This is a genomic window from Gloeothece verrucosa PCC 7822, assembly GCF_000147335.1.
In the GTDB taxonomy this organism is placed as follows: Bacteria; Cyanobacteriota; Cyanobacteriia; order Cyanobacteriales; family Microcystaceae; genus Gloeothece; species Gloeothece verrucosa.
This window is the reverse complement of sequence record NC_014533.1, coordinates 100,677-115,352: the sequence shown is the minus strand read 5'-3', so window position 1 is coordinate 115,352 and position 14,676 is coordinate 100,677. Positions and strand designations below refer to the sequence as shown.

The 14,676-nt window shown below is 34.5% G+C and carries 5 protein-coding genes; 1 reads left to right on the top strand and 4 read right to left on the bottom strand.

Annotation, left to right across the window (positions count from 1 at the left end; translation table 11 throughout):
* Positions 1–421 precede the first annotated feature (421 nt).
* Positions 422–901 carry a hypothetical protein gene (locus CYAN7822_RS27740; RefSeq protein WP_013334288.1) on the top strand — a complete coding sequence of 160 codons (480 nt, stop codon included), beginning with the start codon at positions 422–424 and terminating at the stop codon, positions 899–901.
* 287 nt (positions 902–1,188) lie between these two features.
* On the opposite strand, the gene CYAN7822_RS27735 is transcribed toward CYAN7822_RS27740, so the two are convergent.
* The 4 genes from CYAN7822_RS27735 to CYAN7822_RS27720 form a co-directional block, all read right to left on the bottom strand.
* Positions 1,189–1,476: a hypothetical protein gene (locus CYAN7822_RS27735; protein WP_013334287.1), complete on the bottom strand. Its 288-nt coding sequence runs from the start codon at positions 1,474–1,476 to the stop codon at positions 1,189–1,191.
* A gap of 83 nt (positions 1,477–1,559) precedes the next feature.
* Positions 1,560–2,402, bottom strand: a complete 843-nt coding sequence (locus tag CYAN7822_RS27730; protein WP_013334286.1) for a PEP-CTERM sorting domain-containing protein — start codon at positions 2,400–2,402, stop codon at positions 1,560–1,562.
* Between the two features lie 52 nt (positions 2,403–2,454).
* On the bottom strand, positions 2,455–5,280 hold the full coding sequence (locus CYAN7822_RS27725; RefSeq protein ID WP_157871969.1) for a calcium-binding protein: 2,826 nt from the start codon (positions 5,278–5,280) through the stop codon (positions 2,455–2,457).
* Entirely contained in the window at positions 5,246–14,386 is a 9,141-nt protein-coding gene (locus CYAN7822_RS27720) for a hemolysin-type calcium-binding region (protein WP_013334284.1), read from the bottom strand. The genes CYAN7822_RS27725 and CYAN7822_RS27720 overlap by 35 nt, the downstream gene beginning before the upstream one ends.
* Positions 14,387–14,676: the final 290 nt, after the last annotated feature.

The window sequence follows — 14,676 nt, the reverse complement described above, 5'->3', positions numbered from 1 at the left end:
CTTTGCCTGAGTTTTTATTAGGACTTACGCACTCTAATTAAAAACAACGATTTTATGTCCCAAGCCAGCCTTGCGAAGGATCGCGGACAATCTCAAACCCTAATGATTTCGTGGAGAGTGCGTAAGTCCCATTTATATTAAAATAATTGTTTACTCTAATTTTTCAGAATAACTCAGTATAGTAAATAAACTTATATAATAAACTGTTCCCAAAGAAGGAAAATTTTTATTTATTTTGAAATATTTTTTAGTAAGCTATAAATTTTAAATATCTATCTAAAGTCTTAAAAATTATTATTCATAGTTCTATCTAAAAAATGATGAAAGGATAGAACAAAAATATTAAAAGAGTAATATCTACCCTTTTCAATTGGGACTAAAAAAGTTTTTTAACCAAACAGTTGAGTTTTTAGAGGATAAAATGATGCATTCACTGATAATTTTCTTGGGTTTAGGACTATTAGCTATATCTGGTACATTACTAGGTTCTAGTTTAGGCATAAAAGCCGCTAATACCTGTACTCCTCTGGCGGTAGTGGGAGACGACGGAACACAAGGTACTACTGTTAAAAAAACCGTTACGCCGCCAGGAGCATCCATTGCTTTTAGAACTAACTGGAATACAGATTTTGCTGTAGACAACGGTGTTTCTTTTAACCGTTATATTTCAACTATCGTTCCTTCTGACGGAGGCAAATATACGATTAAAGTGAATTTAAAATATAGCGATGATACAGCAGATAAAGTTTATGATAATACAGTTTCTTTAGCGGCAGGAAAGCCTTTGCATATAACAGCTACTCCGAGAGCTAATCAAACTCCCTATCAAGTTAATGTCTATGTCGGCGAATTAAATGCTGTGGGAAAAACTTATGTGCTTTCTGCGTCGGGATGCCGTTGAATTAGATATTAAATAGGTGGGTTTTCATTAAGGCTAAAACAGAGAGAGCGAACAGTTCGGCTATGCGAGGTGCAAGCAGCTAATAGGTAAGGAATTGAGCTATTTTTAAGACTTAATAAAAGTGTTAAGTACCTGGACATAAATAAAGCACTTTATGTTAAAAAATGTAAAAACCTTGAAAGTCTTACCTGTTCCCTGTTCCCAGATCCGGTGTTCCCTAATCACACAGTTAACTTTAATTGTGTCCAGGTACTTAATTTATTTATGCCCACCTTACAGGCTCTCTTTTAAAAAGCAAGATGAATCAAAAATATGCTCCAAGCAATAGCAGCCACGTGAAAAAAATAGCCTCCTATTCTTTGCCTGTGTGAAAGAACTGAGCTTTTTACAATCAGTAAAATGTCTGGAATTAGCAGCAGTAAAGAAGGAAGATAAAAAATTAAGAAGATAAAGCCGCTTATGCCATAAGCTCCTCCTTTATCTAGCCAAACTATTTTGATAGCTCCATAAAGGAAAACTAAGATAAAAAAAATAGTCTGTACATAAGATAATACTAAAAAAGTTTTTCGGGTCATAGGAATCGGGAAAAAGCAATGAGTAAGAGCTAGGAGAGTTTTACATTTCTTAATACAGAGAGCTTGATTTCTGTCCAGGAGGTTTATTGTTGTGTTAATTTGTTTGAAATTCCATACAGCTTAAAAAAAACACCTAAACTTGATGCCATCAATATTCCCAAAATCATCGACGGTTCTGGTACACATTCAATTGGTTCAGAGTTACATTCGATGCAAGACATTTCCTGTCTAAAAATTCTATAATAATTATCGGGTGTAAAAGCATCTAAGATTAAAATATTGTTATCAATCCCTGTAATATGTTTCCAAGGCAAGGTTGTACCATCGTTACTGCCTAAAGCAATAGCTGGCATCCATAAGCTATTATTGTTAGCAGAAGAAACTTCTTCATGAATTTCGGAATTACTAGGCACTTCGCCAAAATCGCCTGGATAAAGGTGATAACTAATTAAATATTCCCAACTTTCATCTGAAGAAAAAAATTCCTTTTTTTCAACAATAGTTGTGCCAAAACAGTCACGTGTTTTACAAGTAAAAGTTAAAGCAACTTTTCCTAACCATCCCTCGTGTACAGCTTCATCTCCCCAAACAACCATGTAAATATATTTATATTTTTTGTATAAAATTTTTAACCAGCTTTCTGCCCCTTCCCAATTAAAAAATAAAGGATGGTCAGGAATTTCATTAGGAACCGGCGGAATGGTATCAGGAATATGAAAAGGACCTTTTTCATTTCTTCCAATTAGTAAAAGATCGCTGGCATCTTGATTACCTACAAATAGTCCATAATGATTATCTGCGCTTACCGTAGCCTCTAATTTAATACTCAGTTGTGCATTAGCCGCTAAAGGAGTTAGACTGATCCCACCCAAAGAACCCAACAAGCTAAGGGAAATAACCGATAAATACGATAAATATTTTTTCATTTTTTTCTTACCTTTTTTGTTAGATAAAAACCCGTTAAATTCTCAACAATATTTATTTCTTATTCGTTTCGATTTCTCCTAAAGTATCAATAGGAACATTGATTAAATTTCCCATAGGGTCGCGGGGGTCGCCCTGTTGAGCAAGCCATTCAGGGTCTGTTTCAGTCACTAATCCTAGTTCTCCTTGCGGTTCAGGTTTGTTTTTATCTGCCCCACTAGCATATCCTAATCCTTGTAAAAATTGAACGATTTCCGGAGAAATAAAACGGTTAACTACAGGAGATTCATAGAATTCAAAGGGGACAATGTAAGTGTTAAAATTATTAACCCAGTCAAATAATCTATCTTTACCAGTATTAGCAATTAAAACATCTAATCCTCCTCCTCCAAAGGCAAAGTCAGCATCAGCATATTCTAAATTATCAGGTTGGTTATTGAGTTTATTATTAGTCTCATGATTATCATCAGCATTAAGAACATCATCTCCTAAGCCGCCAAAGAGGTTATCGTTTTGGGTTCCTCCTACTAACCAATCATTTCCTATATCTCCAAAGATTCTATCATTACCATCATTAACTTTTTCTATTGCTAGAGTAGTAGGATTGATGACAAAAGCTTCAAAGTTTAGCAAAAAGTTAGGAATTTTTTGACGAGGATTACTTGCATTATAAGCCGCCAGTTTTCGAGTTTGCGGATTGTAGCCAAGAGGATTAAAGTTCGTGATGGGATTACTATTATAAAACTCAGGTAAAGCTTCAGCACCAGAGATAGCGTCATCTCCCGCGCCTCCATGTAAAGAATCATCGCCTAAGCCGCCATAAATGACATCATTTCCTCCAAAATTGTAGGCTAATAAATTTACATCTTTTCTGAGACGATTTACGGGATTAATGACTGTACCGATAAGGGTATTAGCAATACTTAAAGTTTGTTGTACATTAGGCGTGAGAATTCCATAAAGAGGTTCAATTTGCCCATTACGACTGGTGGAAATTTGCCCCTCGTCGCCAAGAATTCCGTCTTCTCCCGTTCCTCCGTAGATTCGATCATTGCCTATTCCACCGATAAGATTATCATCTTGTCCATTGCCAAAAATGATATCATCGCCAGTCATGCCATAAATTTCATCATCTCCTGATTCACCATAAATAAGGTCGTTACCTCCTAGGTTTGGGCTATCACTCTCATGATTATAATCGAGTTTTTCAACAGCCCGAGGAATCAATTTTAATTGGCTACTATAGTTGTCATAATTAAAGGTGAGATATTTTCCTCCATTTACGCCATTGATTCCCACTAGACGGAAAATATTGCCATTGTCTCCTACTATTACATCTGCATCCCTAGTATGTCCTTCAGGAGAGGAATTTCCTTGATGATTACGGCTGATTTGTGTTCCTGCGCCGCCAAAAATAGTATCTTCACCATCAAGGCGGCTGGTGGTATTTTTATTAAATAGGTTGGAATTTCCGCCAATAATATCATCTTGTCCAAGATTACCAAAAATTAAGTCTTTACCACTTCCCCCTTCTATATAGTCATCTCCATCATTTTTACTTTCAATAGAAGCTTGAGTTGGGCTAACTTTTTGCGTGGTGGTACTATCGCCTTGGATCGTATCATTTCCTTGTTGCCCAAAAATCATATCATCATTGGCTCCTCCTGCAATATAATCATTTCCGTAAGAAATAGAATTGGGAATAGTTGAAGCATCCAGGAGTTCAATTTCATATTGAGAAGGAGATAGCAGATCAGGTTGGCTTTCAGAAGTAATTTGAGGATTGCCATTAGCATCATAAATTATTTCACCACTCAAAACCCGTATTCGAGGATTGAGGGTATTATTGCGCCGCCGAATTGAGGCGTTATCACCGGCGATGGTGTCATTACCTGTTCCACCGTCAATCATATCATTCAGCTTTCCACCGATAAGAATATCATTCTGTTGATCGCCATTTAATGTGTCATTATCTCCTAGGGTAATTTCTGTAGTGGTGACAAAATCTAGGGTACTCAGATTTTTATCAAGGGTGTAATCAAAGTAAGCATTGTCGCCTAAAAGTATATCTGTATTTTCACCACCGCCTAGACTATCTTTTCCAAATCCTCCTATGAGATAATCTGTTCCTTTTTCTCCTAAAATGTAATCATCGCCGCCATAGTTTGTGTAAGTTGTTTCAATTTTTTCAATTTGGTTGCTAGAGTTGCGGGTGATATAGGCATTATCTCCGATCACTATATCATTTCCTTCATTTCCTGTGAGTCCATCGCCGCTTTTACCTGTCATAGTGGTAGCGGTTTTATCAGTGGTATCTTTCCCTCCAGAACCGCCAATAATGATATCATTTCCCTGGCCGCCAGCAATTCTATCTAAACCCCCAAATAACGGAGAATGGCTAAAGATATCATTACTTTGTCCACTTTTATCATTATTAACGACGGTTCCATTATCTCCTAATAAAATATCGTTGCCGCTATCATTCCCGCCGAAAATAGTATCATTGTTTGTCCCGCCTAAAACAGTGTCATTATTATCGCCGCTATGGATAAAGTCATCATTCCCTTTTTCTACTTCAATTGTATTAATTCTGAGAACGGTTTTTCCATTATGGTTAATGATAGCGTAATCTCCAGTAATGACATCTAAACCTCTGTCTGCCTCGATATAATCTCTTCCATCGCTGCCTAATATAATATCATTTCCTCCATTAGTAAAAATCGTATCGTTACCGTCAGGGTTACTGTTAGCATCAGATTGAGAGATGATTACTTCAGGAGTCCAGTATCCTTGGTCACCGATGACAATATCATCTCCATCCTGATCTGTATCACCGCTAATATAATCACTGTTGGGGCCCACCCAAAACGGTATCATCATCGTTCCCCGCTAATAATGTATCATTATCTCCACTCTTAGACTCGGACGTTTCGATGCGGATAATGACATTATTTTGACGAGTAACGATTCCATGATCGCCGAAGATAATATCTAAATTGTTGCCGCTTTCCACATAATCTTTAGCACCACCGGCTAGGATAATATCGTCTCCTCCTTCGCTAAAAATGCGATCATTTCCATCATTTTTATCGCTGACATTACTAATAAGATTAGCCTCCCAATAGCCTTGATCGCCATAGATAATATCTGGACTATTATCGTCGTTATTAGTAATAATATCGTTCTTCGCGCCACCAAAAACGATATCTTTTTCTGTACCGGCTGCGATTTGATCGTTTCCTCCATTAGCAAAGTCGGTACTAATTAAACGAGTAACAATGTTGTTAACAGATTCTATGCGTCCATGATCGCCAAAGATAATATCTTCTCCTTCGACTCCTTCGACATTATCATTACCTCCACCAGCAAGAAGGGAGTCATTTCCACCGGCACCCTGTATTAAATCATCGCCGTCAGTAGTGGCCGAGAGAGAAACAATTAAATCTGCTTTCACCTCTCCTTGATCGCCAAAGAAGATTTCATCATCATCACCTTGATTGAGAATTTGATCATTTCCACCACCACCAGCCGCAAAGTCTTTATTAAAACCTACATCGATGGTATCATTGCCGCCATGATCAAAGTCAGTGCTAATTAAATGAGTAATTTGTTTTTGACCATATTTAATGGGTCCATGATCGTCAAATTCAATGCGCCCATGATCGCCAAAGATGATATCCTCTCCGTCAATGCCTTCTATAGACTCATCTTTTTTACCGGCTTCTATATAGTCATCTCCTCCACCGCCGATGACGATGTCATTACCCAATTTTGCATAGATGCGATCATTGCCGCTATTTATTGCATCGATGCTTTTAATTTCTTGTAAATTCTGACCCAGGTAATCAATTTGTCCGTTATCGCCAAAAATGATATCTTCACCTGCATTATTGTCTGCGCCGCTAATATGATCATTCCCGATACCTCCCATAACGGTATCATTTCCTCCACCCACAAAGATCACATCGTTGCCGCCATCACTGGTAGCGATAGTTTCAAGGCGAGTATTAATTGCCTCTCCGGTTTGCAGGATGATCACGGTTTGACCATTTTGAAGAATTCGGCCATTATCGCCAAAGATAAGGTCATTTCCTCCACCACCGACAATGATGTCATTACCATCAGCCGCTATAGGATTAATCGAGGAAACGCCACCAATAATCGTATCATTGCCAATACTAGAGGTAATCCGGTCATTACCCGCGCCTCCTTCAACATAATGATTTAAAGTTTTGCCGCTTAAGGGGTCTGTAGTGGTTCTGATTAGTATCGTATCATCGCCATTACCCCCCAAGATAATTGTCTCAGCCGTAACTAACTGATCAATTTCAATTAAATCATCGCCCTCTGCCAAATCAATATAAATCTTAGTGGGGATCGCTTCATTGGGGTCATCACCAAACACTTGTACTGAACCGGTGGTATGAGGATCGCTAGACTGCTGGCGGTAGTCAGAACGGAAACCCGTATGAACTTCTAAGGCCCCTGATTTTAAGCGAGTAATGTAGACTTGTTCTGCCGTATCTACGCTTACTCCGGGTTGCCGCAAATTGGCAAAGCGGCCAACGTGAACAATGAGGCTTCCTTTTTCAATACCGGCATCTTCTCCTTCTCCTGTACTATAGTGACCGAGGGTAGGGTTTGTTTCTGGTTGTTCTGATGGAGAAGGGGAACTATTTTCGTCGCCAGCTAACTTGAATTTATATAAAGATACTTTGGCCAAAGTAATTGTTTTATCTAAAAGAGTAACTTTTTTCCCAAAATCAAGATTCAAAACAATTTTGGCATAGGAGTCTAAGAAAGCGGCTAATTCTCCCTCAAAATCTAACACTCGTAGCCAGTTACGACGCGCATTTTTGAGAATTTCTTGATAGTAAACTTTGCCATCATGATTAGGATCATTCCAATTACCAAAGATATTTGCTTCTATTCCTCCTTCTATGCCTATGGACAATTCAAGTCTTTGCAAATAGGGAATAGAAGGAAGATAAACTTCAGCCCCCGCCGTGAAGGCAACACTTAATCCTAATTCGGGTATATCGTTATTGTTTTCATCTAAATCATTGAAATATAACCCATTTAAAACATTGCCACTTTTTATGCCTGATCCATCTAATACCACCGATAAATCTACTAAAAATCCTAGTCTGCCGCCGAAGGTAGCATAAATCGGATAAGGAGGATAGATAGGTCCGTACCGATAACGATAGGGGAAGTTTATATCAAGTTTTGGTAAGCCCCATTTAAGTATCTCAAAATTTGTCTTACCTGAAAGGAGTTTAATCAAATTATCCATAGGCTTATCAAAAATTGGGAAGGTAATTTTTAACTCACTGCCAAGTTCACTAAAAATATTCGGTAAGACTTGGTTTTTTAGAGATGATTTTGTTTTTGCTTCCAAATTACCTGTTTCGAAATTACCTGTTTGATTATTAAAAATTAGATCATCAAAATCATAGAAATTTGTATTGTCTAAGAACTCCTTCAAAATTTTTGTATATTTACTAATTCCTGCTACCACTTCTATTAAGCGTTTAGCATCCTCAAAATCGTCTGAGTCAGCAAATAAACCTATGATATCCAAAACGGTAGTTTTACCCAGGCCAACTAACTGAGAAACTTGGGAAACAATAGGCACTTCTGATTGCAGAAACTCAATAATTGGGCGTACTGGTTCGATATAGCTATCAACATTTTTAACGTATGAACCTACAGTATCTCTGAGAAAATTTCCTAAATCTAGTTTAATATTTGTGAGTTTAATCAAAGGTTGATTATTATCGCTGTCTAATTTATCCCATTTAATAATTAAATTAGCGTCTAAACTTGGTAGGTCATTTGTGCCTAAACTCAGTTCTAATCCCAGTAAAACATTAAAGTCAAAAGGAGGTTGTTCTGTTTCAATAGAAGATTTTTTTGGATTCAGTTCGTAAGTAAAATTAACTTTACTTAGGTCTTGTATTGTCAAAATTCCATCTGTCGGACTTGGAGCGATAATATCTATGCTTAATTGTCCTGTGAATCCTGTTGTATCATTAAAATCACCATCGCCATTATAATCTATATGGGCCTTAGCTTCATTTAAATTAGTGGCTGTAGCGTTTAAAAATAGAAATTTAGATTTAATTTTTGTATCGTCTGTTAGCCCAATAGTAAGATCAAAATCAAATTCTGGCTTGTCAGGTGATAGTTTGAAAAAGAAGCCCTGTATTTTATTTAGTCCGATGCCAAAATTTAAATTATAGCCTAGGTTTACTTCTACTCCTCCACTGCTATTAAATTTAAGTAGATTTAAAAAATCTAAGCCTAAATCAAAATCAGTAAAGAAAGTAAAGTTACCTTGTAAATTCAGGTCATTAAATACAATTTCATTCCCAATAAAATCTGCGCTTAAGGTAGAAATTGCTTGATTAATTTTGGTTTTTAAATTATCGATAAAGCCTTGAGTTTTTCCACTTATTTGATCACCAATTAAAGGAATTTTACTTAAAATGTTATTTTCTAAAGTATTTTTAATGACACTTAAAAACTTATCGATTCCTGCTTGTAAAAGAGCATCACTAAAATCTGTTAATTTAATTTGGCTGAAATTTAAATTAGGGTCAATATTGATTCCTTTAGTCCATGATTCTGAGGATATAGAAATTGTCCCGATACGAGTCTCTTTGCCTGAAATTGTTACTAATACAGGAATTTCTCCTTTAATTACACCTAGAGAGTTAGAAACTTCGATAGAATCAGCCGAGTTAGAATTGAGGATAATTTTCCCATCTTGATCTACATCTTTTAAATTAATTGAAAAACTTGCGGCAGGATCGCTAGGATCAGATGAGTTAGGATTGAATAAATTAACATAGCCACCTAATTTTGCTTCTATAAAGTCGTTAATTCCAGCTTTTGCGTTGATCTGTGAGTTAAAGCCAGCACTTAAATTTAATTCGGTTGTAGGAAGCAAATAAATATTTGGGGTGGTATTTAATAAATCTAGGCCAAAGTCAAGACTGATATTAGCACCAGTTTTCACTGTAAGATTAGCTTCTGTACTCACAAAATTTCTGACGGGATTATTAAGAGAAAAATTTAGAGGAACTTGTTTACTAGCATTAATATCCCAATCTAAATTGAAAACTAAAGTCTTGTCAGGGTTGAATCCTAGAGATACATGAAAATCGCCAAATCCTATTAAATTTTTCAAAAATTCTTCAATACTGCCAAAAGCTGGAATCTCTTTAACTAATAAATTAAAAGCCTTATTGGCTAAGTTACCAATTAGTTCTCCAGAAGCGGCTTCTATTTTTTCATAAAATTCTGCTACATCTGTTCCAGGCAACTGAACAATTGCTGTTTCCAAATCGGCTATGCCTTGATCTAATAAAATGTAGTCGACTTGATCAACCGCTAAAGTGATCTTATTTTTAGCCGCCAGTAACTTAGTTTTGTCGATTTGTGCAGGAAGATGATCAAGTGTTGTGTTTAAGGTTTCAACAATTGTATAAATTTCTTGAACAGAAGCCGTTTTTAGGTTTACCAAAATAGGTTGAAGCGTGATTATGGCTTCAGAAACAGAATGTTCTAGTAAGTCAATACCTGCTATTTTGAGTTGATCAAAAGCTTGATTAAATGATTCTAAATTTAAATCTGCTGAGTCTAGAACGGCAAAAAGATTATTCTTAGCTGTGTTAAGTTTATCAGAGAACGGTAAAGAGTTAATAGCATTGTCAATTTCATCTTTTATTGTATTAATTGATTGCTGAGGTAAACTCTTAATTAATTCTTGGATCTGATTAATGGCACTAATTAATTCAGGTTGAATACCTTTCTTAAGTATATCTAAGCCAGAAGGTAAATTGTCAATAGCCTTGTTTAACGTAGCTAAAGTATTCTGTAACTGTTGTGAAACAGACGCGGGAAGTTGAGATAAAAGAGACGGTTCAAAAATTAAATTTTCAAATTTTTCTGTTTTTTCAGCTAGAACATTTTGAAGACTGTCGAGGCTTTCTTTATACTTATTGTAACGTTCTTTAATGGGATTTAAAAAACCAAGTAGTTCATTAATAGACTGATCAACTAGAGGAACTTTTTCATTGAATAAGCTTAAATTTTTATTATCTAAAAATGTAATAACTTGTTCGGCTAAATTTGATACATCATCAAGAGAAAAATTTTGTAAAGATTTAATTTTTTCTTCTAGGTCACTTATAGGACTATTAAATTTGAAGGGTTTAACGGTTTTTATTATTTTATTGTTTTCAGCTATGAAATTAACTATTAAATCTGTCCTTGGAGTTTCCAACCCAAATTGATTTAATCCTTTAAATTCAAGCGGCAGAGTAATATTTCCTTTCCCAGTATAACTTGGATTGACTAATAAAGAAGTATTTGATATATCACTATAGGAAATGCCTAAATCATTAGGGGTTGGATCTATTATATTACTTGTGGCTGTAAAATTAAAATCAGCAGTACCATTGTTAACACCAAGTTTAAATGAAGCAAAACTTCCACTGAAATTAAGATTATTCGCTGTTACCTTAGTGGTAATATCTATTTTACTGTCTGGATCAATGTATATATGATTGAAGAAAGTATCATTATCAAGAGTTTGTCCTTGAATAACTCCATCAACGCTAGAACCTATAATTCCTAAATCTTTCCCTGCTAAAGAATTATTAAGTGCTTGAATGCTAAAAATTCCTGTACCAGAAGTTTGATCTAATAAAAACAACCTCTGACCATTTTGATCAATACTAACAGCAATTCTATTAGAATTATTTTCAGGGTCTTGAGATGCTTCTTCGATTGTAGTAATAATCTCTGCTAAAGTTGTTTCTGTATTAAAATCAACAAAAAATTTACTGCCGTCTCTCAAGGTTATTTCAAGTTCAGCCTCATTATTTCTAATGCCATTACCGTTATTAAATTCTGTAATATTAGTATCCAGTCCAAAAGGCTTATTAATCTGCTTTCCTTTTATTATTCCCGTTGAACTAGGTCCCAAAATTCCTAAATCTAAAGCGGCTAAAGAATCGTTTAAAGCCGCTATAGTAAAAATATTTTTACCAGATGTATTATCTACTAACTGGAGTCCGCTTAAATCAGAATTGAGACTAGCAATAACTGCCCCTTTTGAGACCGTATTAATACTATTAATTATATCCCCAATTTTAGTCTGATCATTAATGACTAACTTTAAAGAAATTTGATCACCATTTTTGAGATTGAATTGCAAATCATCTTTATTCTCAAGACTGCGAACTCCTCTACCCCGGTTAAGCGTTGATAAATAAGTTTCGTAAGTTAAAGCAACCGGCGTTGTTTCTGCATAGTTAGATAAAGGAGTTCCTGTAAAAATATTACTACTGGTTGAACCAATAATTCCTAAATCTTTTCCTTTTAAAGAATTATTAATTTCCGTGATACTAAAAAGCTTATTCCCAGATGATTTATCTTCAAGTTGAATCATTCCCATATACTGATTAGTAGTAGGATTTAACTTGCTTACAAACTTAGCGATCACCTTATTATCGGTTGTCTTATTAATAGCATCAATAATATCGTTTAATGTGCTATTTGGATTCAAGTTAAAATCGACTGTAAAATGACTCCCATCTTTAAGATTAATCTGTATATCTGGTAAACTTTCTATTACCCTCACTCCCGTCTTATTATTTAAATTAGATAAGAGAGTTTCTGGAGATAAGTCAGAGCCAATATTTTCTCCTGTAATAACCGGTAGAGAATCTGTTCCTAATATTCCTAAACTAAAGCCGGCTAAATGCCCAGGCACAGCAATAATGCTAAATTGGTTATTGCCGCTAGTTAAATCTTTGAACTTTAATGATTTATTTAAATTAATTTCTGTACTATCGTTGACAATTTCTACATCAATTTTATTAAGTAATAAAGAGTTAGTTTCAATTAACTTAATAATGTCGCCTACTGTTTCAGCCTTATTTAAGTCAACCTCTGCTACTGTACCATCTCTTAAAGAAATTGTAATATCATTTAGAGTATTACTATTCTGAGGATCTATAGCAATACCTCGACCGTCATTTAAACTTGATAAAGGAGTATTTTCATTGAGATCAAAGTTGTCTCCAACAGCATTAAGATCAATTTTCATTATTAAATTAAGATTTGCTGTTGCTTCAATTTCTCCTTGACTGTCACTGGTTAAATTTAATTGACCAATGTTAGTATCTATTGCTTGTGTAAAATCAAAAGAAATATTATTTTTAAGGGTATGGCTCAAATTAAAATTAACTAAAATCCCATTTTGGCTAACATCAATATCATATAAATTCCAAAGTGTCGCAAAAGGAAATAATTTTTGCTCAGAAAATAATTGATCTTGTAACCCTAACTCATTAACGGTAGTTGGCTTAGAATTAATTAGAGTAAACTGGTCATTTAAATCAAAAGTTCTTATTCCTATTTTTCCTTCTCTAGAAAAGGCTTCTACAACATTTTTTAATCTAGCTTGCTCAAAAGCTGTATTAATATCATCAACTAAATCATCAATAGTCTGGTTACTATCATCTTTAAAGACTTTAATACCTACAGGATGCTGTATGTCATTATTTATTGCCAGATAAAAAACAGCATCTTCAGTAATTTTACCATTAGAAATATCAGCAGTTCCTGTAACGCTATTTTCTATGATAGAGCGTTTGAGCTTCGATATATTTTCTGAAAAACTAATAATATTCTCAAAGTTTTGTTTTAAGTAAGGAATATTATTTTCTAGATTTATCTGAGAAATTAATTTTTCGGCACCTTGCTCAACTGTTCCTAAAATATTTTGTACTTTGTTAATATCAAAGTTGACAAAATTTTCAATTTGAGGACTACTGTAAACTACATTAGCTTGAGTTTCATCTAATAAATTATCATCTTTAATAGTAATACTAGAAATACTTTTTGAAGCACCTAATTCAATCGGCAACTCAACATTTAAACTGCCGCTAGGAGTGATGTTAATAAGCTGAGAAATGGGAGTGCTTTGCAGTTCAGATAAAGTGATCTTATTATTATTATTAGGATCTATAAAATTAACATTTGCCTCACCGCTCAAATCTAGATGAAGATTTTTGACGTTGGCTTGTAAAAAACCTAAATTTAAACTTGTATTTAAGGTGTCAGTTTTAGCCGCTCCTGTAATTGACAGATCATTAAAATTAAGATAAAAAGTTGGATTGGAAAGATTATTTTCAACCCCAAAAGAAAAATCTAACGCGAACTGTCCCATTAAGTCTAAAAGCGTATTTTCATTGGTATTTAAACGTATTTTTTCTGAGTTGGATTGTAATTTAAATTGGCTTGTTTGAGTTGCATCAACTATCCATTTTAGATGAAACTCCAAATTATTTTCTGTTTCTTCTCCTGACACTAATGTGGGATCAACCGTAATATTAATATCACCAATTTTTGTACTTAATGTTTTAAATAAACTTAGCAAGCCTTCTACCGTTGGTGAAACTCCTAGAAAATAATTTTTTATAGGGTTAACCAGTCCATTTTGAAAAGCATTGCTAAAGTCAAAAGTTTTATTAATACTTTTTTCAAGTGTTAAAATTGATAGGCTAGGGTTAGGAGAGAGGAGATCATTAATTTTTTGAACTTTTTCTAAGTTATCAACCCATTCGGTAAAACTATTTAATCCATCTAAAATGGTAGTTTGCTCTAGTTCTGTAATTGATCGATTAAAAGTATTAACATTGTTGTTAATGCCGAGTAAACTATCATTCCCATTGGGTAATAAATTATTCTTGTCATTAGAGTTAACGTAAGTAGATTGACTAATAATAGTATTTGATGGATTTATACTTGTAATTTGAGAAATACCCTCAATTTGAGGCGTTGTTAGCTGAATAAACCCAGGAAGGATTAAATTATTGGTCAATATAGACGAAACTGGATTAATAATGTCTACTGGCTCTGAAATAATTTGGTTAAAGTTTTGGATATCTATGCTAAAACTGTCCATCGATTTAATTTTTTTATTTTCGAAAAGTTTTCAGGGTATTTTAGTGAAAAATGATTGTTTGATTAATTGCTCAACAGCAAGTATAAACAATAGATATTTCTGTAAAAATAGCCGTGTCAATCAAATGTGCTGTCACCAGCATTTTAATTACTACTTTTATTTGCTGACTCCTGCTATAGTTGTCTGACTGAAATGTAAACTTTACATTTTTAGTTGCTACTTTTCTATTGAACTTTAGTCAGTACGAGTGTATCTATGTTAAGTGTGAGTGATAATTTTTAGTTGCAGTC

What these genes read in the sequence shown, in the direction of transcription:
- CYAN7822_RS27740 (WP_013334288.1), top strand. Translation starts at nt 422, where the DNA reads ATGATGCATTCACTGATAATTTTCTTGGGTTTAGGACTATTAGCTATA.
- CYAN7822_RS27720 (WP_013334284.1), bottom strand. Translation starts at nt 14,386, where the DNA reads ATGGACAGTTTTAGCATAGATATCCAAAACTTTAACCAAATTATTTCA.
- CYAN7822_RS27725 (WP_157871969.1), bottom strand. Translation starts at nt 5,280, where the DNA reads ATGATGATACCGTTTTGGGTGGGCCCCAACAGTGATTATATTAGCGGT.
- CYAN7822_RS27735 (WP_013334287.1), bottom strand. Translation starts at nt 1,476, where the DNA reads ATGACCCGAAAAACTTTTTTAGTATTATCTTATGTACAGACTATTTTT.
- CYAN7822_RS27730 (WP_013334286.1), bottom strand. Translation starts at nt 2,402, where the DNA reads ATGAAAAAATATTTATCGTATTTATCGGTTATTTCCCTTAGCTTGTTG.